Origin of the sequence: Methyloceanibacter stevinii, assembly GCF_001723355.1 — a bacterium.
GTDB lineage: Bacteria > Pseudomonadota > Alphaproteobacteria > Rhizobiales > Methyloligellaceae > Methyloceanibacter > Methyloceanibacter stevinii.
Genome location: NZ_LPWE01000002.1, coordinates 114,254 through 136,370 on the forward strand (window position 1 = coordinate 114,254; position 22,117 = coordinate 136,370).

At 63.6% G+C, this 22,117-nt stretch carries 20 protein-coding genes and 1 pseudogene; 13 read left to right on the forward strand and 8 right to left on the reverse strand.

Features of this window, described 5'->3' with window-relative positions; genetic code table 11:
* Positions 1-36 precede the first annotated feature (36 nt).
* Together rpoH and AUC70_RS01205 are read left to right on the forward strand one after the other, a co-directional pair.
* Positions 37-966, forward strand: a complete 930-nt coding sequence (gene rpoH / locus AUC70_RS01200) for an RNA polymerase sigma factor RpoH (protein ID WP_069443208.1) — start codon at positions 37-39, stop codon at positions 964-966.
* A gap of 95 nt (positions 967-1,061) precedes the next feature.
* Positions 1,062-1,871 (forward strand): alpha/beta fold hydrolase, encoded by an 810-nt coding sequence (locus AUC70_RS01205; RefSeq protein WP_158007320.1) that lies wholly within the window; start codon positions 1,062-1,064, stop codon positions 1,869-1,871.
* Here AUC70_RS01205 and AUC70_RS01210 read toward each other — a convergent pair.
* Positions 1,831-3,660, reverse strand: a complete 1,830-nt coding sequence (locus AUC70_RS01210; RefSeq protein ID WP_069443210.1) for a monovalent cation:proton antiporter-2 (CPA2) family protein — start codon at positions 3,658-3,660, stop codon at positions 1,831-1,833. The two genes, AUC70_RS01205 and AUC70_RS01210, sit on opposite strands and share 41 nt — an antisense overlap.
* 118 nt (positions 3,661-3,778) lie before the next feature.
* On the opposite strand from AUC70_RS01210, the gene chrA reads away from it, so the two are divergent.
* Positions 3,779-5,113, forward strand: coding sequence for a chromate efflux transporter (chrA, locus tag AUC70_RS01215; protein ID WP_244505448.1), 1,335 nt, complete (start codon positions 3,779-3,781; stop codon positions 5,111-5,113).
* A gap of 138 nt (positions 5,114-5,251) precedes the next feature.
* On the opposite strand, the gene AUC70_RS01220 is transcribed toward chrA, so the two are convergent.
* Positions 5,252-5,548, reverse strand: a complete 297-nt coding sequence (locus AUC70_RS01220; protein ID WP_069443212.1) for a hypothetical protein — start codon at positions 5,546-5,548, stop codon at positions 5,252-5,254.
* A gap of 138 nt (positions 5,549-5,686) precedes the next feature.
* Positions 5,687-6,658: a magnesium transporter CorA family protein gene (locus AUC70_RS01225; protein ID WP_069443213.1), complete on the reverse strand. Its 972-nt coding sequence runs from the start codon at positions 6,656-6,658 to the stop codon at positions 5,687-5,689.
* 155 nt (positions 6,659-6,813) lie between these two features.
* Here AUC70_RS01225 and AUC70_RS16575 point away from each other — a divergent pair, with 155 nt between their 5' ends.
* Together AUC70_RS16575 and AUC70_RS01235 are read left to right on the forward strand one after the other, a co-directional pair.
* Positions 6,814-7,227 carry a hypothetical protein gene (locus AUC70_RS16575; protein WP_141701882.1) on the forward strand — a complete coding sequence of 138 codons (414 nt, stop codon included), beginning with the start codon at positions 6,814-6,816 and terminating at the stop codon, positions 7,225-7,227.
* 142 nt (positions 7,228-7,369) lie between these two features.
* A complete protein-coding gene (locus AUC70_RS01235; protein WP_069443215.1) occupies positions 7,370-8,524 on the forward strand; it encodes a transporter in 1,155 nt (384 codons plus the stop codon).
* Between the two features lie 6 nt (positions 8,525-8,530).
* On the opposite strand, the gene AUC70_RS01240 is transcribed toward AUC70_RS01235, so the two are convergent.
* Together AUC70_RS01240 and AUC70_RS01245 are read right to left on the reverse strand one after the other, a co-directional pair.
* Entirely contained in the window at positions 8,531-9,445 is a 915-nt protein-coding gene (locus AUC70_RS01240; protein ID WP_069443216.1) for a lytic transglycosylase domain-containing protein, read from the reverse strand.
* 82 nt (positions 9,446-9,527) lie between these two features.
* A complete protein-coding gene (locus AUC70_RS01245; RefSeq protein WP_342021937.1) occupies positions 9,528-10,157 on the reverse strand; it encodes a TetR/AcrR family transcriptional regulator in 630 nt (209 codons plus the stop codon).
* Between the two features lie 93 nt (positions 10,158-10,250).
* On the opposite strand from AUC70_RS01245, the gene AUC70_RS01250 reads away from it, so the two are divergent.
* Positions 10,251-11,000: an SDR family NAD(P)-dependent oxidoreductase gene (locus tag AUC70_RS01250; RefSeq protein WP_069443218.1), complete on the forward strand. Its 750-nt coding sequence runs from the start codon at positions 10,251-10,253 to the stop codon at positions 10,998-11,000.
* A 28-nt stretch (positions 11,001-11,028) separates the two neighbouring features.
* The gene (locus tag AUC70_RS01255; protein WP_069443219.1) at positions 11,029-11,727 is read left to right on the forward strand and encodes a pirin family protein; all 699 of its coding nucleotides are present in this window, start codon (positions 11,029-11,031) and stop codon (positions 11,725-11,727) included.
* Positions 11,728-11,806: 79 nt separating this feature from the next.
* Here the strand turns inward: AUC70_RS01255 and AUC70_RS01260 are convergent, their stop codons facing one another.
* The gene (locus tag AUC70_RS01260; protein ID WP_069443220.1) at positions 11,807-13,078 is read right to left on the reverse strand and encodes an Nramp family divalent metal transporter; all 1,272 of its coding nucleotides are present in this window, start codon (positions 13,076-13,078) and stop codon (positions 11,807-11,809) included.
* Between the two features lie 120 nt (positions 13,079-13,198).
* On the opposite strand from AUC70_RS01260, the pseudogene AUC70_RS01265 reads away from it, so the two are divergent.
* A pseudogene (locus AUC70_RS01265) lies at positions 13,199-14,827 on the forward strand (phytoene desaturase family protein).
* On the opposite strand, the gene AUC70_RS01270 reads toward AUC70_RS01265, so the two are convergent.
* Positions 14,802-15,275, reverse strand: coding sequence for an SET domain-containing protein (locus AUC70_RS01270; protein WP_069443221.1), 474 nt, complete (start codon positions 15,273-15,275; stop codon positions 14,802-14,804). The pseudogene AUC70_RS01265 and the gene AUC70_RS01270 overlap by 26 nt on opposite strands.
* Positions 15,276-15,582: 307 nt before the next feature.
* Here AUC70_RS01270 and AUC70_RS01275 point away from each other — a divergent pair, with 307 nt between their 5' ends.
* The 5 genes from AUC70_RS01275 to AUC70_RS01295 all read left to right on the forward strand — a co-directional run bounded on the left by AUC70_RS01275 (position 15,583) and on the right by AUC70_RS01295 (position 21,035).
* Positions 15,583-16,830 carry a hypothetical protein gene (locus tag AUC70_RS01275; protein WP_141701884.1) on the forward strand — a complete coding sequence of 416 codons (1,248 nt, stop codon included), beginning with the start codon at positions 15,583-15,585 and terminating at the stop codon, positions 16,828-16,830.
* Between the two features lie 104 nt (positions 16,831-16,934).
* Complete coding sequence (locus AUC70_RS01280) at positions 16,935-17,987, forward strand: helix-turn-helix domain-containing protein (protein ID WP_083241132.1); 1,053 nt, start codon at positions 16,935-16,937, stop codon at positions 17,985-17,987.
* Between the two features lie 137 nt (positions 17,988-18,124).
* A complete protein-coding gene (locus tag AUC70_RS01285; protein ID WP_083241133.1) occupies positions 18,125-19,141 on the forward strand; it encodes a helix-turn-helix domain-containing protein in 1,017 nt (338 codons plus the stop codon).
* A 236-nt stretch (positions 19,142-19,377) separates the two neighbouring features.
* Positions 19,378-20,367, forward strand: coding sequence for a helix-turn-helix domain-containing protein (locus AUC70_RS01290; protein ID WP_158007321.1), 990 nt, complete (start codon positions 19,378-19,380; stop codon positions 20,365-20,367).
* 113 nt (positions 20,368-20,480) lie between these two features.
* Positions 20,481-21,035, forward strand: a complete 555-nt coding sequence (locus AUC70_RS01295; RefSeq protein ID WP_141701885.1) for a hypothetical protein — start codon at positions 20,481-20,483, stop codon at positions 21,033-21,035.
* A 27-nt stretch (positions 21,036-21,062) separates the two neighbouring features.
* Here the strand turns inward: AUC70_RS01295 and AUC70_RS01300 are convergent, their stop codons facing one another.
* Entirely contained in the window at positions 21,063-22,106 is a 1,044-nt protein-coding gene (locus tag AUC70_RS01300) for a Vgb family protein (RefSeq protein ID WP_069443284.1), read from the reverse strand.
* Positions 22,107-22,117: the final 11 nt, after the last annotated feature.

The window sequence follows — 22,117 nt, forward strand, 5'->3', positions numbered from 1 at the left end:
CGGGCCGGGGGACGTACATGAGGAAAGACGCGGGGGCTGTTACGTCCTGCAGGAGACGGGTTCCGGGAAGACAGCCATGGCTCGAAGAGTTTACCGAGCGTCAGCGCGCATGGCGGACTGACGCGCTATCTCGAAGAAATTAGACAGTTCCCGATGCTGGAGCCGCAGCAGGAGTACATGCTCGCCAAGAGTTGGCGCGAGCATGGCGATCGCGATGCGGCGCACGAACTGGTGACGTCCCATTTGCGGCTCGTGGCGCGCATCGCCATGGGCTATCGCGGCTACGGCCTGCCCATCGGCGAGGTGATCTCCGAAGGCAATGTGGGCTTGATGCAGGCCGTGAAGCGCTTCGATCCCGAAAAGGGCTTCCGCTTGGCGACCTACGCCATGTGGTGGATCCGCGCGGCGATCCAGGAATACATCCTGCGTTCGTGGAGCCTCGTGAAGATGGGCACCACGGCGGCGCAGAAGAAGCTGTTCTTCAATCTCCGCAAGATCAAGGGACAGCTCAAGGCGCTCGAGGATGGCGATCTGCGTCCCGATCAGGTGAAGCAGATCGCGACCCGGCTCGGCGTCAGCGAAGACGACGTCGTGTCCATGAACCGCCGGCTCGGCGGCGACTCCTCGCTCAACGCGCCCGTTCGCAACGACGCGGAAAGCGGCGAGTGGATGGATTGGCTCGTGGACGACACCGCGGTCGATCAGGAAACCGCCCTGGCAGAGTCCGAGGAGCAGGACCAGCGCCGTGGCATGCTGTACGACGCGCTGAAGGACTTGAACGAGCGGGAGCGCCGCGTATTCGAGGCGCGCCGCCTGTCCGAAGACCCGCTGACCTTGGAGCAACTCTCCACGGAATTCGGTGTCAGCCGCGAGCGCATCCGCCAGATCGAGGTCCGCGCCTTCGAAAAGGTGCAGAAGGCCGTCCAGAAGGCCGCCGGGGAGCCGGAGCTCGAGCCCGCCGACTAGCGCGGCGCGCCCTACATGGCGGCACCGGTCCCTGCGGCGGTAGACGCGAATCGCCCTGCCCGCTAATGATCGGGGCGGCAGATGAGGGGCGGCGCGTGAACATTCTGGAATCCGGCAATGTGGAGATTGCCTATCTCGACGAGGGCGAAGGGCCGACGGTGCTGCTCGGCCATTGCTCCGCGGCGTCTCACAGGGAATGGGCCCCGCTGATCGAAGCGCTGGTGGAGGACTGGCATGTCCTCGCGCCCGATTTCATCGGGTACGGGCAGTCCGGACCGTGGCCAGCGGAAGAGCCCTTCTCGATCGAAGCGGATGTCGAGGCCTTGCTTGCCGTTGCCGAAACGGCCGAAGCGCCGCTGCATCTCGTCGGCCATTCCTACGGCGCGGCGCTGGCGCTCGAAGCGGCGCGCACGCTGAAAGACAAGGTCAAGAGCCTCACGCTGGTCGAACCCGTCTCGTTCCACCTGCTTCGCCTGGAAGACCTGCCCGAATGGCAGGACGTGGAGAAGCTCGGCGTCGCCGTTCTGGATCCCGTGGCGAAGGGCGACGACAAGAAAGCCGCCGGAGCTTTCATGAGCTACTGGCTCGGACGATGGCGCTGGTGGCTTGCGCCCGACCGCTTCAAGAGCGCCATTGCCGCGACAATCCCGAAGGTCGCGCTCGAATTCTCCATCGCCCTCGATGCGAACAGCACAACGATGGACTATGCGGAAATCACCGCCCCGACTCTCCTGATCATGGGATCCAAAACGCCGCCGCCGACGCGCGCGGTGACCGAGCTCTTGAGCAAGACGCTCCCCAATGCGGCAATCGAGACGCTCAAGGGCGCGGGCCATATGAGCCCGTTCACCCATCCGGCCAAGCTCAATCAGATGATCCTCGATCATCTGAACGCCCATCGCTAGCGCCACCGTTCTCCAGCGCCTCCATGTCTTTCGCGAACAGGTCTTCCAACTCGACGGCGGCCGACAGGGCATTCGCACGCATCTTCTCCCGATCCGTATAGTCCTGGTACTCGTTGAAGAGCCGCGCCTCGTCATGGGTCTTGAACGTCTCGATGAGGCGTTTGGCTTCGTTGGGCTTCAGCCCGAGCCCGCGCAGAAGCTCGGACGTCAGGCTCAATGCCGCGAGAAATGTCTCGCGTTCGATAATGGTGACGCCGAGATCCACGAGCTTGTGGACGTGAATACGGTCGCGGGCGCGGGCATAGATGGGAAGGTCGGGAAAGTTCTCCCGGACGATCTCCGCCACACGGAGCGATGCGTCCACATCGTCGATCGCCAGCACGAAGGCGCTTGCCTTGCCGGCACCTGACGCACGCAGGATGTCGATACGCCCCGCATCGCCATAGTAGATATTGGCGCCGAAGCGCTTGACGAAATCGACCTGCGCAATGGACTTGTCGAGCGCCGTAAACGGAATATGCCGGGCGCGCAGGACGCGCGCGACGATCTGCCCGAAACGCCCAAACCCGGCGATGATGACATGCTTCTCATCGTCCGGCGGGATCTCGTAATCCGGCGCCGCGCTTTTCCTCGCCCGCAGGAACATGTCGTCCGCGACCAGCAGCAGCGGCGTCGCCGCCATGGAGAGCGTGACCGCCAACGTCAGGAGCCCCGCCGTTTCGCGGTCGATCACTCCTTCGACGAGGCCGACCGAAAACAGCACGAATGCGAACTCGCCGCCCTGGCTCAGCACAATCCCGAGCCGCCGCGACGGCGCGTTCGTCAGGCCCCACCAGCGGCCAAGCCCGAACAGAACCGCGAACTTCACGGCGATCAGCACCGCCACGATGAGAAGCAGCGCGCCGGGCCGGGCCACGAGAACCGACAGGTCGATGGACATACCCACGGCCATGAAGAACACGGCCAGCAGCAGACCCTCGAACGGCGCGATATCCGCCTCGATCTGATGGCGGTACTCGGAGTCGGCAAGGAGCGCGCCGGCAATGAACGAGCCCAGCGCCGCGGACAACCCCACCTCTTCCATCAGCAAGGCCACGCCGACGACGGTCAGGAGCGCGGTCGCCGTCATGGCCTCGCGCACCCCCACCTTAGCGACGAGCCGATAGAGCCGGCTCAACAGAAACCGGCCGACGACGATAACGCCGGCGATGGTGAGGATGGCCAAGCCCGCACTGCCGAGATCCATCGTGGGTTCTTCGCCACTGCCGAGTGCGAAGAGCGGCACGAGAGCGATCAGCGGGATCGCGGCGAGATCCTGGAACAGCAGGATCGAGAAGGCGAGCCGTCCATGGGCGGGTCTCAGCTCGCCTTTCTCCTCCAGAACCTGCAAGGCGAAGGCGGTGGACGAGAGCGACAAGGCCAGACCGACGAACAGCGCCTGCCCGGTCGCGAGCCCGAACGCAAGGCCGATGCCCGCAAGAACGAAGCCGGTCACGACGAGCTGCGCCGCGCCGAGCCCGAAGATGGCCGACCGCATGGCCCACAGACGCATGGGGCGCAGCTCAAGGCCGATCACGAACAACAGCAGGACGACGCCGAATTCGCCGAACTTGAGGACCTTCTCCACATGGTCGAGGGCGTAGAGCGGCCCCAGCACATAGGGTCCGATGACGACGCCGGCGGCGAGATAGCCAAGCACGGCGCCAATGCCGAGATAGCGTCCCAGCGGCGCGGCAATCGCGGCAGCGGCCAAAAACACCGTTACCTGAATAAGCTGCGCCTCTGTCATATCTCTCGCGTACCCTCTGCCCTCACTGAATCTGCCTATCACGCCGATGCGCGCCTGGCTAACGCCGCTTGTGGCGAGCGCCCCCGTCCCCTGCTAGGAGAGGCCAAAGGAAGACCGCATGGACACCAGCCCTGCAGACATGCCCGAGGCCACGCCCGGTCGCGCACCCTCACCGACATTGGGCGAGGCCCTGCCGGTGTGGACCAAGATCGGCGTCACGTCGTTCGGCGGCCCAGCCGGACAGATCGCGCTCATGCACCGCGAACTCGTCGAAGAGCGCGGCTGGATCGGCCACGAACGATTCCTCCATGCGCTGAACTTCTGCATGCTACTGCCGGGACCCGAGGCCATGCAGCTCGCGACGTATGTCGGCTGGCGGCTGAACGGTACACTCGGCGGCCTCGTCGCCGGGCTGCTCTTTGTCCTCCCCGGCGCCGCCGTCGTCCTCGCCCTCTCCATCGCCTATGCGTGGTACGGCCAAGCGCCGGTGGTGGAAGCGGCCTTTGTCGGCATCAAAACGGCCGTGCTCGTGATCGTCGTCGACGCCTTGCTGAAAGTGGCCAAGCGCGCCCTCCACGGCGCGCATGCCTGGGCGATCGCCGCGCTCGCGTTCATCGCCATCTTCTTTTTCGCGGTGCCGTTCCCCATTATTGTCGCAGTGGCAGCACTGGCCGGCTATCTCCTCGCGCGCTTTGCGCCTGAGAGCATCCCATCCGCCGATACGACAGCACTCGACACCGACCCCGTCACCCTTCGGCAAACGCTGCGAACGGCCTGCCTCTGGCTTGCCGTCTGGATTGTGCCGCTCGTCGCCGTGAGCCTCGCCTTCCCGCAGGTCTTCACGGACCTCTCGGTGTTCTTCTCGAAGCTCGCCGTGGTGACGTTTGGCGGGGCCTATGCGGTGCTCGCCTATATGGCGCAACAGGCCGTCGAGACTTATGGCTGGCTGAGCGCGCCCGAAATGCTGGACGGGCTCGGCCTCGCGGAAACGACGCCCGGACCCTTGATCCTCGTTACCGAGTTCGTCGGCTTTCTCGGCGCCTATCGCCATGGAGGGCAGCCGGCCCTTGCCTACGGGCTCCTCGGCGCGGCCGTGACCCTTTGGGCCACTTTCGCCCCGTGCTTCTTGTGGATCTTCACGGGCGCGCCCTACGTGGAGCAGCTGCGCGCCAACCCGAAACTCGCCGGCGCGCTGCGCGGTGTCACCGCGGCCGTGGTCGGTGTAATTTTGAACCTGAGCCTGTGGTTTGCGCTGCACGTCATTTTCAAGACGGTGACGGCGACGGATGCCGGTCCCTTGCGGCTATGGACGCCCGAGCTTGCGAGCTTTCAGTGGGACGCCGCGCTTCTCGCAGGTCTTGCCGCCCTCCTGATTTTCGGAGCACGGCTCGGCATTCTCACCACGCTGGCGATCTGCGCGGGCGCGAGCCTCACCCTGTCGGCGCTGCTTTAGCGCTCAAGTAGCGCGAAGCGCGATAGGGCACACACGCAAGCCCTCAAGTAGCCGCTAGGCGATAGGGCACAAAAAAAGAAAACGCGGGAGGCAAGCCTCCCGCGTTTTCGAAAATCGTTGACGTCTGTTGCGCGACGCTTACTTCGGCACGAACAGATTGACGAACGGCGCGCGCACCCAAGTGCCACGGCGGCTTGTCTTCACATCCGTAAACGGTGCGCGGACATCGGTCTCGGCATCGCTCGTACGAACGGACGTTGTCGGGGCATCGACCACCGTCTCGCGATTGCGGCGGCGCCAGCCGACTTCCTGCACCATACCGTTCTTGGCCGTCGGGACTGTCAGCCCGGCGGGACCAGCGCTCGCGGTCGCAGGCGCAAAGACGGCGGCGGCGCAGAACGCCGTGAGAAATCCGGAAACGATCAGACGAGTCATCCTTCCTCCTATCCAGGGGTTCGGGTGTCTGGACTTGCGGGCACTATCTGTGCACGAGCACTTCAAAGAAATTATGACCACAAACATCCGCTTAGCCCCGAATGTGGCGTTAGCGATGCCGCAGTGCAACCCCAATCTCTACAGCCAGCCTTTATGCTTGAAATAAAGATAAGGGAGTATCGCAAACAGGACCATCATGCCGAGGGCAACCGGGTACCCAAGTACCCAGCCAAGTTCCGGCATATCGTGGAAATTCATCCCGTAGATCGATGCAATCAATGTCGGTGGCAGGAACACGACGGCTGCAACCGAGAAGATTTTAATAATGTCGTTCTGTTGGATCTGGATCATGCCCAGCGTCGCATCGAGCAGAAACACGATCTTGCCCGACAAGAATGTGGCGTGGTCCGTCAGGGAGTTGACGTCGCGCACGGCCGCGCGCACCCGCGAGGAGACGATCTTGCCTTCTTTCCGTTCGTTGACCGCATAGGCAAGATACGTCAGGAGGCGGCCGAGGGAGTAGCAGCTCTCCCGCACCTTCGAGACGACCTCCCCCTCGTGGCCGATGTCCTGCAGCACGACATCGTAGCGGTGCTGACGCTTGAGGGCCGGATCCCGTTTCTTGAAGACCGACCGCGACAAATGCTCCACCTGCCCCTGGATCTGCTCGATGAAGTCGGCCAGGCGATCGACCACGGCCTCCAACAGGCCAATCAGGACCATGCAGCCTCTGTTTAGATCCAGTTCCTGTCTGTTGCAGCGCGTGAGAAAGAAGGCGAAAGCGCCGGGCTCGGCGTAGCGCACGGTCAGGAGCCGGTTGCCGGCCAAAATGAACGTCGCCGGCGTGATCTGGGCCTCGCTGCCGCCGCCTTTGAACACGAGCGTCGCCGTCATGAAGAAGGCGCCGTCTTCCTGGTAGAGACGGCTGCTGGCCTCGATTTCCTGCAGTTCCTCCCGGGTCGGGACGTCAATCCCGAGAGCCTGTTCGATGATGTGTTCCTCTTCCGTGGTCGGGTTGAGGAGGTCGATCCATACGGCCTCATCGGTCGCCCGTGGCAGACCGGTCTGGGGTGTAAGTTTCCCCTCACGGGCCTCGTAGATCGTGATCATCGCCAATAGGCCTCCCCAGCGGATTCGACGCAACCTTAAGAAAGTGGACGGGTGCTCAAATATTGCGTTAAATCAACACTTCAAACTTGGCGAATAGCCATACTCCATTCGCGTTGTCTTTGTTGACGGGAATGGCGAGAAACTCAAGGACTCCGATGCGCTGGCTCCGTAAGGAACGGGACTTAATTGGACTCATCATGATCTGGGGCTTGCTGCTCCAGTCGCTGGTGATTCCGATGTCGTCGACCGCCCATGCGGCCATGCTGGCCACGGGATCCGACACTGCCGGCATCATCTGCACCACGCGTACGGCGAGTGCGGTTCCGCCCGGAACCTTCGCGCCGGACGAGCAGAAGCAGAGCCAGAACAGCGCCGATTGCCAATGCTGCCACATGAGCTGCCGCCAAGGCTGCGGCGGGATGTGTGGTGGTACGGGTCTCGGCGCGTTTGCCTATCTGCTGACGCCGCATACTGCGGTCCTGTCCGCAGTCGAAACGGCCAGTGGCCCTGCGTTTTATGACGCTGGCGCACTGACCGAGAGTCAGCCGCGCGCCCCACCCCTCGCGTAAGTCCGGAATTCTTCCATCGCTGTGACGTCCGTCTTCGCGCGCCCTTCGCCAGGCACGCGGAGTGTGGCCGTCGCACCCGACTACGCAGACAACGCAAAACCAGAGATGTCCGGCAGCAACCGGCTCTCTGAGGGGGGTATCAATGAAAATCTCTTTTCCACGCCGGCAGGTTCCGGCGCTCGGTCTCTGTATCGCCTTGGGGGTCGTCTCGGCGCCGGGCCTTGCACGCGCCGATTCCGATCACGGCCCCGCCACAGGCCCGCTCCCGGACACGCACGCACCGGCCGGCGTCATGTTCGACCACATGCACAAGGCCGGCGAATGGATGGTCGGTTTCCGCTACGCGTATTCGAGCGAAAGCGGCGACATCCTGCACGGCGGGAGCAAAGCCGGCGATCAGATGGTCATCGATCACGGCTGCGGCGACCATAAGTGCTCGATGGCGCCCGGCAGCATGTCCATGAACATGTACATGCTGGACATCATGTACGCGCCCACCGACTGGATGACCCTGATGGTGATGCCGATGTACATGACCCACGACATGACCATGCGGCCTCTGAAATCGAACGCCAGCCATATGGGCCATAGCGGCATGAGCCATGGCGGCATGGACATGAGCATGGACGACGACATGAGCGAGATGATGGACCACGGCACCCACGCTCATAGCGGCGCCCACACGCACGGCACGGACGGATGGGGCGACACGATCTTCGGTCCCGAACTCCGCATTGCTGAGGGTCCGGGCTACCATCTGATGTTCTCGCCGATGTTCAGCGCGCCGACCGGCTCGGTGGACAAGAAGACGAACGGGGTCTTCACCCACTACATGATGCAGCCGGGCTCCGGCACCTGGGACTTCCTGCCCAGCATCACCTACACGGGCCGTGCGGATCGCTTCGCCTGGGGCGCGCAGGTTCTCGGCGTCGTGCGCATGGAAGAGGAGAACGATTCCGGCTACCGGCTCGGCAATGTGTTCCAAGCCACAGGCTGGGGCAGCTATCGCTTCGCCGACTGGATCTCGGCCTCCGTTCGCGGTCTCTATACCGACGAGGGTCAGATCGAAGGCCACTACAACGGCCCGCATAACCATTCGAGCCCGCCCGACCTTCAGTACAACTACGGCGGCACGTATTGGGACATCGGCTTCGGCATCAACACGGTGGTGCCGAGCGGAGCCCTCAAGGGCCTGCGGTTCTCGGCCGAGTGGCTGCAGCCGGTGGACGAAGATGTGAACGGCTACCAGCTCGAGCGCAACGGAACGCTTTGGGCCAATACGTCCATCTCGTTCTAAGAGCCGCTAGTTCTTCGTGACGATGCAAGCGCCGCCTTCCCGCCGGAGGGCGGCGCAAACGTCTTGGGCCTCGCTGCGGCTGCTCGCGCCGATTTGCACCATGTAGAGCGGCCGCCGTCCCCGGCTGCGATTGCGTTTGGGGAAGACGTAAGGATCCGCCTCTCCCAACGCGCTGCCATAGGTCCGCTTCAACCGGGCATATTTCGAGAGAGCTTTCGACTTGGAGAAAGCCACCGACACTTGCGCGCCCCAGGGGCGCCAGCGCGCACTGGCCGTAAGCGGGCTTGTGTCGGCGAACGCACGCACCACCAGCGGCGCGAGCTTCTTGCACGAGTCCTGGACCACATCGCCCTCGATGCTGAGCGCCGCAGGCAACACGGCCCCCTCCTCTTTCCAGTCTTCGGCCAAGCGGCCCGTGACGAACCGCACGTAAGCCTGAGTCTCGCCGGGCAGCGTCCGGGTGCCGTCGAGCCACCCTTGCACGCGCTCTTCGCCTGCATTGTATGCCGCGGCCGCCAGGCCGAAATTGCCGAACAGCCGGCTGAGATCGGACAGAAGGCTCGCCGAGTGCTTGATCGCCGCGATCGGCTCGAACGGATCGTCGAGCCCGCGCCGTGCCGCCGTGGACGGCATGAACTGAGCGATGCCTTGCGCGCCCTTGGGGCTGACCGCGTTGGGGTTGAAATGGCTCTCGCGCCAGATGAGGCGCACGAAGGGCATGGGCGGCAGCCCGCGCTGCTCGGCCTGCTGCTGCATATAGGGACACACGATTTCAACGAAGGGACGCGGCCCCGCCGTAACGACGGCAGCGGCCTTGATGCCGGCGGCCACCGCAGCCGCTGGTTCGCCGGCCGCTTGGGCCGGGAGCGCGCTGGAGCCCAGAACGACCGCTAAGGCGACACTTGTCCGAATGCGGCCCATGATCCGATCCCGCGTCTAAGGCCCTCTGCGACACACAAGAATACAAGTTCGATGGGGCAGGACGGCGACCGGCGCCTCGCAATCAGGCAGGCCATGCTCCGAGAGCCATGTCGGCCACGCGCTCCAAGTCCTTGCGGCTCGCGCCGGCGGCGGCCTGAACCGACATGCCTTGCACCACCGTCGAGATGAAGCGCACCAAGCCCTCGGCATCGGCGTCCTGCGGCAACTCGCCTTCGGCCTTCGCCCGCTCCAGCCGCTCTAGGATTTGCCGCTCGCCTTGCTCAACTTTCGTCTTGAGCATCTCGCGGAGGCAGGCGGCATGCTCACCCGCTCCAGCAATCGCCTGAACGTAGAGACAGCCGATGGGGCTCGATTTGTCGGTAAGGTTCCGGGCCGCCTCCCGAAGAAGCGTTTTGATAGCTTCGCGGGCCGTCGGCGCGGCGAGCATCGCCGTGCGCCGCTCGGCATGAACCTCGGCATAGCGATCCAGCGCCTGCCGGAACAGCTGCTCCTTGTTGCCGAAGGCGGCATAGAGGCTCGGGGGATTGATTCCCATGGCCTCCGTCAGGTCGCAGATGCTTGCGCCCTCGAAGCCCTGTCGCCAGAAAACCTCGAGCGCCCGGTCTAACGCCTGGTTTTTGCAAAAGGTTCTCGGACGGCCTGCGGCCACGATTCGCGCTCCTTCTAAAGTACCGATCCCTAGCACCTCCACAATTTATAGTGCACGTTATATAATTCCCTTGACGCCGCTGGTCCAGATACTTATGTAGCGTTCGTTACATAATTTCAGCGGAGTATTTGGACCATGTCGAAAATGCTTGAGGGGAAGGTCGCCCTCGTCACCGGCGGCTCGCGCGGCATCGGCGCTGCGATCGCCCGGGCGCTGGCCAAGGACGGCGCCGACGTTGCCATCAGCTTTGCGGCGTCCAAGGACCGCGCGGAAGCGGTGGTCGAGGAACTCAAGGGTTTCGGCGTGCGCGCCAAGGCGTTCAAGGCCGACCAGGCAAACACCGATGAGGTGAGCGGCCTTGTCGCGGCCGTGGTCTCCCATTTCGGGCGGGTGGATATTCTCGTGAACAATGCCGGCGTGTTCGTCATGGGCCAGGTCCATGACCGCGCCAACAACGTCGGCGAGCTCGACCGCATGTTCGACGTCAACGTTCACGGCGTGGCTACGGCCGTGCGGGCCGTGGCGCCGCTCATGGCCGACGGCGGACGCATCATCTCGATCGGCTCGATCGCCGGTGAGATGTCGCCTTGGGCCGGCATGGCGGACTACTCGGCGACCAAGGGCGCCGTCTCCGCCTATACCCGCGGCTGGGCGCGCGATCTCGGTCCGCGCGGCATCACTGTCAACACCGTGCAGCCGGGTCCCATAGATACGGACATGAGCCCAAAGGACAACGAGCTGGCGGAGACTCTCAGCGCGAGTACAGCCCTGGGCCGCTACGGCACGGCCGACGAGGTTGCTGCCGCAGTCGCTTTTCTGGCAGGGCCGCAGGCCTCGTACATCACCGGGGCGACATTGAACGTGGATGGCGGCATCGCCGCCTAGAACTGAACGGACAGAACAGGAGGTTCCGATGATTGAAATCAGGCCCTTCGAGACACTGGGGCGCGCGGATCACGGTTGGCTCAAAGCCAACCATCACTTTTCCTTCGCGCGCTATTTCGACCCGGAGCGCGTGAACCACGGCGCTTTACGCGTCTGGAACGACGACGAGATCGCACCGAACACGGGCTTCCCGCCCCACCCGCATCGGGAGATGGAGATCATCACCTATGTGCGGAACGGCGCGATCACCCATGAGGACAATCTCGGCAATCGCGGGCGCACGGAAGCCGGCGACGTGCAGGTCATGAGCGCGGGCCGAGGCATTCGCCATGCGGAGTACAACTTCGAGGACGAACCGACGACCGTGTTTCAGATCTGGATCGAGCCGGGCGTCGAAGGCGGCACCCCGTCCTGGGGCACCAAGCCCTTCCCTCGGACGCAGCGCGCGGGCGAGTTCGTCCCGCTCGCCTCGGGCTTCGAGGGCGACACGGAAGCACTGCCGATCCGCGCCGAGGCGCGCGTGCTCGGCGCGGCGCTCAAGGCCGGCGAGACCGTCGAGTACCGCATGGGCACACGGCGGCACGCCTATCTGGTGGCGGCCGTCGGCAAGATCGAAGTGAACGGTATCGTCGCGAATAGCCGCGACGGCGTCGCGATAACCAACGAGACCGTGGTGACGGTCAAAGCGATCGACGACTCGGAAGTCGTCCTGGTCGATTCCCCTTAAGTCCAGGGATCTCCCCATCCCCCTGGCAACGGGGCGGCGTCTAGCCCACGAGACGCCGCCCCATTTTTTTTGCGTAGGTTCAGCCGAGATATGGCCTGAGGCCGAGATAGCTGAAGAAGGCGAGCACGACGCCGAGCGCCAAGACCGTTGCGGGCCGGTTCGCGAACTGCGCGCCGACCCAGCCGCGGCGCCCATTGAAGATCAGCAGGGTGAGCGCAAGGACCGGGAACAGCCAAGCGCCGATCACCGCATAGAACATCTGCACATCGCGAAACCGCCAGAACAGTCCGACCATCGGCACGATGGCGATAACCACGAGAAAGGCGCGATAGGGCCTCGAGTTCGTGTCGATCTTCGTGCCTTCACCGCGCGTGCCGGTCAGAAGCGCCCAACTGTCGGCGAACAGATAGGGCACGCATTGCCAGACGCCGAGAAGGCTCGAGAAGACCGCGCCGAACGTGCCGGCGAGAAACAACCACTTGCCTGCCGGGCCCATGACATCGTCGAGACGCTCGGAGAGGATGACCAGCATTTGCGCACCGCTTCCCTCGATAGTGACGCTCGATCCGATGATCACCATCGCGATCCCGAAGATCGCGGTCATCGCATAGCCGGTGAGCAGGTCCAGACGGCACAGGGCCAAGTCCTCAGGCGTGTCCCGTCCCTCCTCGCGCAGCCAGTAGCCGTAGCAAAGCACGGTCAGCGTACCGCCCACGCCGCCGATCAACGCAAGCGTCCAGGTCACGCCCGCGCCGCCTGCCTCCGGGATGCGCGGTACGAACAGGCCTTCGAGGACGGCGCCCGTTCCGGGCCACAACATGATGGCCGTGAGCACGACGGTCGTGAACATCACGCCGATGCACACGCGCATGACGTTCTCGAACAGGCGGTAGCCGCCGAACCAGACCATCACCAGTCCGACAAGGCTCGCGATCGCCCCGAAGACGATCTTGCCGGTCTTGGCCTCAGAGAAGACGGGCACCATCGCGTGGAGGGTGGCGCCCGTCGCGCTCATCAGCGCGGAGCCGACGAAGAACGACCACAGCAGCAGATAGGGCAGAAACAGCCACAGTGCCCAGCGCCCGACTCGCGCCGCCACGCCTTCGATCAACGTTTCGCCCGTCGCGATCTGCCATCGCGCCAGCCCCTCGGTCACCACGAATTTCATCGCGGCGCCGACCACCACGGCCCACAACACCGCCGTGCCGAGCAGGCCGCCGACGAAACTCCCGGTGGCGAGGTCGCCTGCCCCTACGCCGGTTGCCGCCAACAGCAATCCGGGCCCGATCATGGCCGCCAGCGAGCGGCGTCGCGCAGGTCTGTCGGCTGGCTTTTCGTCCCGTTCCGGCATCTGTTCCCTCTGCGGCCCGAACTTGCGAATGTCCCTGCGGGCAGCCCTGGTGCAGTAAGCTAGATAGCGCGCCCGGGACACGCCTGTCTCGCTCCGCCGGAAAAGGACCGGATCGTTCGGATGCCAGCCACAGCGAGCAACACCTCAGACGTTTTCGATGCGGTGATCGCCGGCGGCGGCCACAACGGGCTCGTTTGCGCGGCCTATCTCGCGCGCGCGGGCCTCCGCGTCAAAGTCCTGGAGCGCCGGCATAGGCTCGGCGGAGCGGCCGTGACGGAAGAGTTCCATCCCGGTTTCCGCAATTCCGTCTGCTCCTACACGGTGAGCCTGCTGAATCCCAAAGTGATCGCGGATCTCGATCTTCACGGTTACGGCCTGCAAATCGTCGAGCGCCCGGCGATGAATTTCCTGCCGCTGTCCGACGGCAAGTATCTTCTGACGGGCAACGACCGCATCAAAGCGGAGATCGCCAAATTCAGCACGCGAGATGCCGAGCGCTACGACGACTACTGCGCCCATCTCGAGCGTATCGCCGACGCACTGCGTGCGTTGGTTCTCGAGCCTCCGCCGAATGTCACGACCGGATTCAACCTCGGCACGTTGCGGGAACTCGCCCGTACCGCCGCCCTGGGCAAGCAGCTCAGCGGGCTTGGGCTCGGCGGCCAACAAGACCTGATTGATCTCTTCACCCTGTCGGCCGCGGACTTCCTCGATCGCTGGTTCGAGAGCGAGCCCATCAAGGCGCTGCTGGGCTTCGACTCCATCGTCGGCACCTATGCGAGCCCCTTCGACCCCGGCACCGCCTATGTGCTGCTGCAGCACGCCGTTCGGCGGAGGGTGAATGGGAAGAAGGGCCTGTGGGGACATGCCATCGGCGGGATGGGCGCCATCTCCGTGGCCATCGCCAAGGCCGCGCGCGCCCACGGCGCTGACATCGAGACCGGCGCGGAGATCAGCGAAGTGCTGATCGAGGACGGACGGGCCGCGGGCGCGGTGCTCAAGGGTGGACGGGTCGTAAAGGGCCGCGCGGTTGCCGCGAACATGACCCTCAAGCGCCTCTACACCCAGCTCCTGCCCAGGACCGCCGTGCCGCCCGATTTCCTGGCCCGCATGGAACGCTTCAAATACGGCTCGGGCACGTTCCGTATGAATGTCGCCCTTTCGCGGCTACCGGACTTCAAATGCCTACCCGGCGCAGGCGATCATCTCGGGGCCGGAATCGTCATCGCTCCCAGTCTCGACTACATGCATCGCGCCTACACCGATGCGCGCGAGCAGGGCTGGAGCCGCGAACCCATCGTCGAGATGCTGATCCCGTCCACCATCGATCCGACCTTGGCGCCACAAGGGGCGCATGTGGCCAGCCTGTTCTGCCAGCACGTCGCGCCCTCCCTGCCCGGCGGCCGTTCCTGGGATGAGGCGCGCGAGAGGTGGCCGACCTTGCGACGGTCGATCGCTACGCGCCCGGCTTTGCGCAGAGTGTCATTGGACCGACAGGTCTTGAGCCCGCTCGACCTCGAGCGCGAATTCGGGCTCACGGGGGGAGACATCTTTCACGGTCAGCTGTCGCTGAATCAGCTGTTCTCCGCGCGGCCGGCTCTCGGCTACGCCGCCTATCGCGGTCCCGTCGAGGGGCTATATCACTGCGGGTCGGGCGCCCATCCCGGGGGCGGCGTTACGGGTGCGCCGGGCCACAATGCGGCCCGCGCTATCCTCCGAGACCTCAAGCCTTTTTCTTTTCTTTCTTAGGCTTCTTCTTCGCTTCTTTGGCCTCGACCTTCGCCCATTGCTTCTCGGACATGCACTTCATGCACCGGCAGCCGATGGGCTTCAGAAACGCATCGAAATAGGATTTGCCGTAATCGTAGCCGAGCTCCTCGCCGGCTTTGATCTTGCGCTTTGAAAAAACCCAGACACGCTTCTTGTAGACTTCGACTTCGCAGTTCGGCTTGCAGGAATGGTTGATGTAGCGCGCGACATTGCCCTTGTACCAACCATCGATCGTCTTCTTTTTCGTGACCTCGAACAGGTAGCGGCTACGGCTCGTATACTCTTCCTCCCGGGTGAGCGTGCGGCCGAAATATTCGGTGACGCACGCACCCTTCGGGATGTCTTCCTTCGCGAACAGCCCCTTGCCGGCACGCGCCTTTCTGACGGCGAGATCGAACCCGCCGGGCTTGTATCTGGATTTCGTCATCGCCTCGCAGCTAGTCCGGCGTTTGATCCCGCCGGTCCGGATGCCCCTCAAACTGGTCTTGTCGATTTAGCCGCGCTTTCGACTCGGCGGTTCCGAATCTCCAGCGCACAGACTGTAGACCGTTTCCTAGCCGCTTGCCGCAAGGCACTGCAAGCACGCATGTGACTGAACGGGCCATCGAGCATCACGCTTGCCTTGTAATGTTCGCGGGCGTCCTCCAGGCTGCCGGCCACCCTGCGAACGAACAAGCACAGCCTGCCCCGTACGGACCATGGCGGAAGCAACGAGCGAAACCGACGCCGGAAGCATGAGACGCAACGAAGCCGTGCTCCTGGGCCAAGGCGTCTCGGGCGGAGTGGCGAACGAACTGACCAGTGTCGGGCTCGTCTTGCCGTTTCTCTATACGACCATCGGCGCGCCAATTTTCTTTGCGGGGCTTATCGTGCCGCTCAACACGCTCGCAAAACGCATCTCGCAGATTTTCGCGGCACGTTTCGTCGGAACCGCACGCTCCAACACACCGATCATCGAGCTCGCCACGCTGACGATGGCGGCTTCCATCGTGCTGATCGGCCTGACCTTCAGCGCCATCTCCCCCTGGTGGGCCGTGCCGATCTTCCTGGCCGTCGCAGCCATTCTCGGCGCCGCCGCCGGCATAAATGGGCTGGCTTTCCAAGACCTGATCGGCCGCGCGCTGCCCAAGGAGCGCCGCAGCCGCCTTCTCTTCATCCAGTCGAGCATCGCGGGCATCATCGTCGTGCTCGTGGCGTACGGTGCGCAACAAGTGCTGCAGCCCAGCACCTCCCTTGCAGCGCACCAGGAACTGATCTGGCTCGGTGTCGGGCTCTACGTCCTGGCGGCCGTCGTTGTCCTTGCCGTCCGCGAGCCGCCCAAGACAAGCATGGCCGTGGACACCGGGAGCGGCGGCATGGTCTCGGAACTCGCAGGGAACTTCCGGATCGCCTTCGCGCTGCCCTGGTTCGGGAAGTTCCTCGTAGCGCGGGCGCTTTACCTGTCGATCGAGCTGGCCATCCCGTTCTTCTCCATCCATGCCGCGACCTTTCACGGGGACAGTATCAGCGGCCTGAACACGCTGGTGATCGCGGCCAATATCGGGATCTTCCTGGGCGGCTTCCTCTGGGCCCGCATCGGGCGCCACTCCGTGGAACGCATCATGGTGCTCGCGTCGTTTCTCGCTTGCGGCGCCGGACTGATGGCGCTGGGCATCGAATTCGGTGCGGTGCCGCCGACGCTGTTCTGCTACGCGCTCGTGTTCGTCGCGATCGCTCTCGGCGCTCAGGGCGTGAAAAACGGCCGGACGCTGTATCTGCTAGGCCGGGCCAAGGAGCACGAGCGGCCCTACTGCATCGCGGTCGCGAACGTCACCACGGGCGTGGTGGCGGTCGCACTCGGCGCATTGCTCGGCGCGCTCGCCGGACTAAAAGGTGTTGCGTGGCCCATCGGAGCGCTGATGGTTCTCAACATTGCCGCGGCCATCTACACACTGCGACTGCCGAAGGACACCGATACCGATCCGGCGGGACGAGGCGACTAGCGAACGGCCGGGAGGCCAAGGCCTATTGCGCCCGGATCGAGCAGACCTTAGAAATCCGTGTTTATCTCTGCGTGTCCCACTGCGTCAGCAGGTGAGCCCATCCTGTGTCGATAGCGCCACAACATTCAGTCGTTCCGATAACGCGGGCTGCCGGATTCGGCCCCCTGCCCCATCTCATTACCGAATGGGAAAGCGAGCGAGCCCTTCACAAGGCCTTTCACGCAGAAGGACTCCCCCTCTCGGCGATCGACGACCCCAACCTGTATGTCCCTCAGCCGGCCATGGTCGGCGTGTTCGAGCATGCGGCTAGAAGCGCTGGCCGCAGGGACTTCGGTCTCCACGTGGGCCAGAGGATGCGGTTCCACACCTTCGGTCTGTGGGTGCAGTACTGTACGCAGGCGCCGACGCTGAGCGAGGGCATGTCGCGCGCGCGTAAGACCCTCCAGTTCCACCAAAACTTTGCCGACTTCTCGCTGGAGCGAGAAGGCAACTATGCGCTCTGGCGTTATCGCCCAAGAGTTCGGTTTGAGAAAAATATTCAGCATGCGGATCATCTTGTATTTCCATTGCTGCACTCCATTCAGGCGTTTCTTGGCATATCGTGGCGTCCAGCCTGGTTCGAGCTGAATTATCCGCGCGATGCGGAGGCCCATGTCATCGAGGAGGCGCTTCCGGCGCCGGTGCGCTTCGGCCAGAACGCCATCGGGGTCGCGTTGCCGCTCGCTTGCCTATACCAGAAAGGGCCCGGTGCGCTGCGCAATCCGATTACGTTTCAGGACGTCCAGGCCACCGAGACTCTCCCCTACCTTCAAGATCCGCTACGCACGATCATGGCGATGGCCACTTTGCGCCTTCGCGATGGGAAGACCGATATCGACGGAATTGCGCATATGGTTGGCGTTGGCGTGCGCACCCTGCAGCGCTATCTCGGTGTGGACGGGATGAACTATCGCGATCTCCTAGCGCTCGTACGTTCGAGACGCGCAACTGAACTCCTGCGCGACACGGACATGACCATCACCGAGATCGCCCTGTCGCTCGGGTACTCCGAGCATGCGAACTTCACCCGCGCGTTTACACGCTGGACCGGGCGGCCACCCTTGAGCTATCGCCGCGAGGTCCAGCAACGCACGCATGCTTCGGTGATTCAGGCCTAGCCGTCACCTTGTTCGACCGCACCAGCAAACCATTTTCGGAGCCAAGGCGTCGCATCGCCATAGCGAGACGGCGCGCATAACGTTACAAATAACGATTGCGCCATGCGCATCGCTGCGCGATGCACTGAGGGAGAACCATGGCACGACGTCGACTCGTACCCGTGACCCGGAGCACCGGGCTCGGGCCCCTGCCACAGATGGTCGTAGAGACCGCTGGCGAGCACGCGCTGCATCGCGCTTTCAACAAGCATGGCCTAGGGCCTGCCGCGGCGGAGCAGGACGATCTCTATCTGCCGCACACGGCAATGGTCGGCATCTTCGAACATGCCGCCAAACATATTGGCGCGCGAGACTTCGGACTGAACGTTGGACGTCGCATGCCCTATCCCAGCTATGGGCTATGGACAAAATACGTTGTCACCGGCGCGACTCTCATCGACGCCTTGAACCGGTTGTGTGATTCCGTACGCTTTCAACACACAGGCGCCATCGTCCGTTTGGAGCGCGAGGGAACCCATGTGGTTCTCCGCCATTACCCGCACAGTCCGACCTATCCCAACACCCAGCATTCCGATCATTTGCTCTACCCGTTGCTGTATTTCCTGCAGCTCTATCTCGGCTCTCAGTGGTGGCCGTCTTGGTTCGAGCTCTGCTATCCGCGAGACGCCAATGCGAACGAGATCGAACGCCACTTTCCGTCGCCGATTCGCTTCGGCACGGGCAGAGTTGGCGTCGCAATGCCTGCAAGCTGCCTGACTGCGCGGCGAATTATCTCTCAAGAGTCCGTGTCACTCACCGACCTCGAGATCGAGGACCCCATCCAGCATTTCCAGGAGCCGCTTCGTTCGATCATCGCTTTGGCGACGTTGCGGCTCATGGAAGGCAAGACCGATCTCGACGGAACCGCCCAACTGGCCGGTGTGAGCACCAGGACTCTCCAGCGCAGTCTCAACGACGAAGGGATCAGCTATCGCGGGCTTTTGGATCGCGTCTGCGAACGGCGCGCCAAGCAACTGCTCACACAGTCGAACCTGACGATAACGCAGATCGCATTGGCTCTTGGCTACTCCGAGCATGCGAACTTCACCCGCGCGTTTACGCGCTGGACGGGCCAGTCGCCTCTTCAATACCGGCTGAGAATACGAGCGCGGTAGCAGAGCAGACTCGTTCGCATCCACGCCGTGAGCGCCCTGAGCCCGCGTGCACGATAGTGAGCGACGCTCACAACAACGCGCAGGATCGTTTCCATCTGTTGTCCATTGCTTCAAACGCGCCATCAACGTAGGGTTGTTTTCCCTTGCTGTTTCATGCCTTGGCCAAAGACTCCGCGGTGCCGAAGCTGTCAAAACGTTCTGTAGCACCGCTGACGCGTGCGACGAGTTTGGCTCCGTTGCGGGATCTGCTTGTCGAGTGGGCGAGCGAACGGGCGCTGCAGGGGGCTTTCCACGAAGAGAACCTGCCCCTCGTCATTACTGAACACACCGACTTGTTCGTTCCTACGAGCGCACTTGTCGCTGCTTTCGAACGAGCGGCCAGAGCGACAGGCCGGCGGGATTTCGGTTTTCGCGTCGGCCAACGGCTGCAGCATCAGTCCTTCGGTCTGTGGCTTCAGTATTGCGCACAAGGGGCAACATTGTCCGAAGCGCTGCAGCGCGTCAGCACCACATTGCACTTTCACCAAAGCGGGGCACACCTCGGTGTCGTCCGCCAAGGGTCCAGCGCGGTCTTGCGCTATGAACGAAGTCAACCACGCAACGGCCACAAGCAGCATTCCGACTATACCATCCCGCCGATCCTGAACGTTCTGCGTCTGTATCTGGGCAAGGCCTGGGCCCCATCGTGGATTGAACTCGACTACCCGCAAGATGCGGACGCCGGGGTCATCGAGGCGCTGATGCCCGCGCCCATCCGATTCTCGCGGCCCGTGGTCGGCATCGCCATTCCCGCCAACTTGCTGTCGACGAAGCGGCCCTATCGAATTGGCAAGCCGATAACTGCCCTCGATGTCGAGATCGCGGATTCTTTGCGGGTTACCGATGAGCCCATGCGGTCCATCTTCGCGATCGCCGTGCTTCGACTCATGGACGGCAAGACGGACATCGAAGGGACATCCGCCATGGCCGGTATCAGCGTGCGAACCCTTCAGCGCTATCTCAACCAGGAAGGCTACAGCTACCGCGACCTGGCGGAACGGGTTCGCCTGCGCCGCGCGCGGGACCTGCTGGCGCAAACCGACGTCACGGTCACCGAGGCTGCCTTGTCACTCGGCTATTCGGAGCATGCCAACTTCACACGCGCCTTCCGCCGGAGCACGGGACTGTCGCCTCTAGAATTCCGGCGCCACATGCGCCGGATCGGTCTGCGCAAGAACTCATCTTGAAATCGACGCCCAGCTTGCTCAAGCCGGTCACTTGCCTGGTCACTTCTCCGGTCACTTGGGCGTCGCACCTCTCTGCGATAGAATTCCGCATACGGAAACCAGAGTCGGGAATCGTGACTATGAGGGCCATCGGCATCGCCAAGTACATCTCCGCCGCATGTTTCTGCGCAACCGTGGCGCTACCTCTGCCTGCGTCGGCCGAGGTGGAAGGAGCATGCAGCAAGGCCGTGGGCACCTTTCTCACCACCAATGAACTGGACAACAACGGCCGCGCCGGCACGAGCCGCAGTCTGCTCGTGCTGACGAACGGCGGTCATGCCCTGCGGTTCGATTCCGACGAGGAGTCGGCGGCGATGGACACACGCCCCTTCGGCAACAGTGCCGGCTCGTGGCGCTGCGACGGCGTTGACGACGACGGCACCGTGCGCCTCACCGTCACCACCCTGGACTTCACCTATGCAAACGCCGAAGGCGACACAGGACAGATTGCGCGGATCGATGCAACCGGTACCTACGTGCCGGAGACGGAGACCATGACCCTCAATGCGGTGCTGGCGTTCTTGCCCCTGAACGCCGAGGCCCAAAGCGCCGACGCTCTCTCGACGGCGCCGAGCAAGATCCTCATCACCCTGACCGGCAAGAGGATCGACCTGCCAAACGCGCCCTAGGCGAGCTGCTCTGTCCGACTTGGCCGGTCACTCACCGGCCGCCTCCTCATTTGGCTTCGCGGCCTGCACCTTGCCGATCGTGCCGCTGTCGGCTCCGAACCAGATCACGTCCGTCTTGGGATCGTACATCATGTGGCGCACCGTGCCGCCGCCGGAGGGAACAGGCGTGACCGATACGATCTCCTCCGCCCCCGTGTCAAACGCCACGATCTGATTGGGCTGCGGCCCCGTTTCGGCGACCCAAACACGACCCGCGCTGTCGAGTGCCGTACCGTAGGGCAGGCTCTTGTCGCCGGCGGGAAGGTCCCATTCCGCGAACGCCTTGGTCTTGGGATCGAAGCGGCCAAGCTTCCCGCGCACATAGTCCGAGTACCAGACCCGGCCATCGTCCGTGATCTCGAGCCGGCGCGGCTGCGCTGCGGCGTCCGGAATGTCGTACTCGGTCAGGCTCAGCGATTCCGGGTCGATCAACGCCAGCTTGTTGGTCGCGAAGAGCGCGATCCAAGGCGTTCCATCGGGTGCGATCTTGATGCCGTAGGGACGCGCGCCCGTGGTCGGAACCGGGATCAGATCCACCTTCCGGTCGGCGAGCCGCAAACGGCCGACAAAGTTTCCATGCTGAACCGTGAACCAGATGTGGCTCCCGTCCGCATCGAACACCAGCGTATGGGGATCCTTGGCCTTCGGATCGGGCATCTCGATCCGCTCGATCGTATCGGTCTTCGGATCGTAGCGGCCGACATAAGCATTGCGATTGCCCGCGAACCAAACGATGCCGTCGGCATCGACAATCAGATTATGCGGACCGGCCCCTTCGCCGAGATCGCGCCGGAAGAAGTCACCGCTCGAAGGGGTGAGACGCCCCAAATAGCCGTTCGCCTGCCCGACGAACCAGATCTCGTCCTCACCGGCGGCGAACGGATCGCGCGGGCGCCCGTCGTAAGGCACGTTCCATTCCTGGATATCGACGATGCCGCCGGCAGCAAACGTGCTTTCCGGATGTGCGACCGCGAGCGCCGCAGCCAATGCGACGGCAGGGGCGATACCAAATCGCAGATCAGGACGAAACATCTGGACCTCCT

What these genes read in the sequence shown, in the direction of transcription:
- AUC70_RS01240 (WP_069443216.1), bottom strand. Translation starts at nt 9,445, where the DNA reads ATGGGCCGCATTCGGACAAGTGTCGCCTTAGCGGTCGTTCTGGGCTCC.
- AUC70_RS01260 (WP_069443220.1), bottom strand. Translation starts at nt 13,078, where the DNA reads ATGCCGGAACGGGACGAAAAGCCAGCCGACAGACCTGCGCGACGCCGC.
- AUC70_RS01250 (WP_069443218.1), top strand. Translation starts at nt 10,251, where the DNA reads ATGTCGAAAATGCTTGAGGGGAAGGTCGCCCTCGTCACCGGCGGCTCG.
- chrA (WP_244505448.1), top strand. Translation starts at nt 3,779, where the DNA reads ATGGACACCAGCCCTGCAGACATGCCCGAGGCCACGCCCGGTCGCGCA.
- AUC70_RS01300 (WP_069443284.1), bottom strand. Translation starts at nt 22,106, where the DNA reads ATGTTTCGTCCTGATCTGCGATTTGGTATCGCCCCTGCCGTCGCATTG.
- AUC70_RS01275 (WP_141701884.1), top strand. Translation starts at nt 15,583, where the DNA reads ATGAGACGCAACGAAGCCGTGCTCCTGGGCCAAGGCGTCTCGGGCGGA.
- AUC70_RS01225 (WP_069443213.1), bottom strand. Translation starts at nt 6,658, where the DNA reads ATGATCACGATCTACGAGGCCCGTGAGGGGAAACTTACACCCCAGACC.
- AUC70_RS01210 (WP_069443210.1), bottom strand. Translation starts at nt 3,660, where the DNA reads ATGACAGAGGCGCAGCTTATTCAGGTAACGGTGTTTTTGGCCGCTGCC.
- AUC70_RS01255 (WP_069443219.1), top strand. Translation starts at nt 11,029, where the DNA reads ATGATTGAAATCAGGCCCTTCGAGACACTGGGGCGCGCGGATCACGGT.
- AUC70_RS01235 (WP_069443215.1), top strand. Translation starts at nt 7,370, where the DNA reads ATGAAAATCTCTTTTCCACGCCGGCAGGTTCCGGCGCTCGGTCTCTGT.
- AUC70_RS01285 (WP_083241133.1), top strand. Translation starts at nt 18,125, where the DNA reads ATGGCACGACGTCGACTCGTACCCGTGACCCGGAGCACCGGGCTCGGG.
- AUC70_RS01220 (WP_069443212.1), bottom strand. Translation starts at nt 5,548, where the DNA reads ATGACTCGTCTGATCGTTTCCGGATTTCTCACGGCGTTCTGCGCCGCC.
- AUC70_RS16575 (WP_141701882.1), top strand. Translation starts at nt 6,814, where the DNA reads ATGCGCTGGCTCCGTAAGGAACGGGACTTAATTGGACTCATCATGATC.
- AUC70_RS01270 (WP_069443221.1), bottom strand. Translation starts at nt 15,275, where the DNA reads ATGACGAAATCCAGATACAAGCCCGGCGGGTTCGATCTCGCCGTCAGA.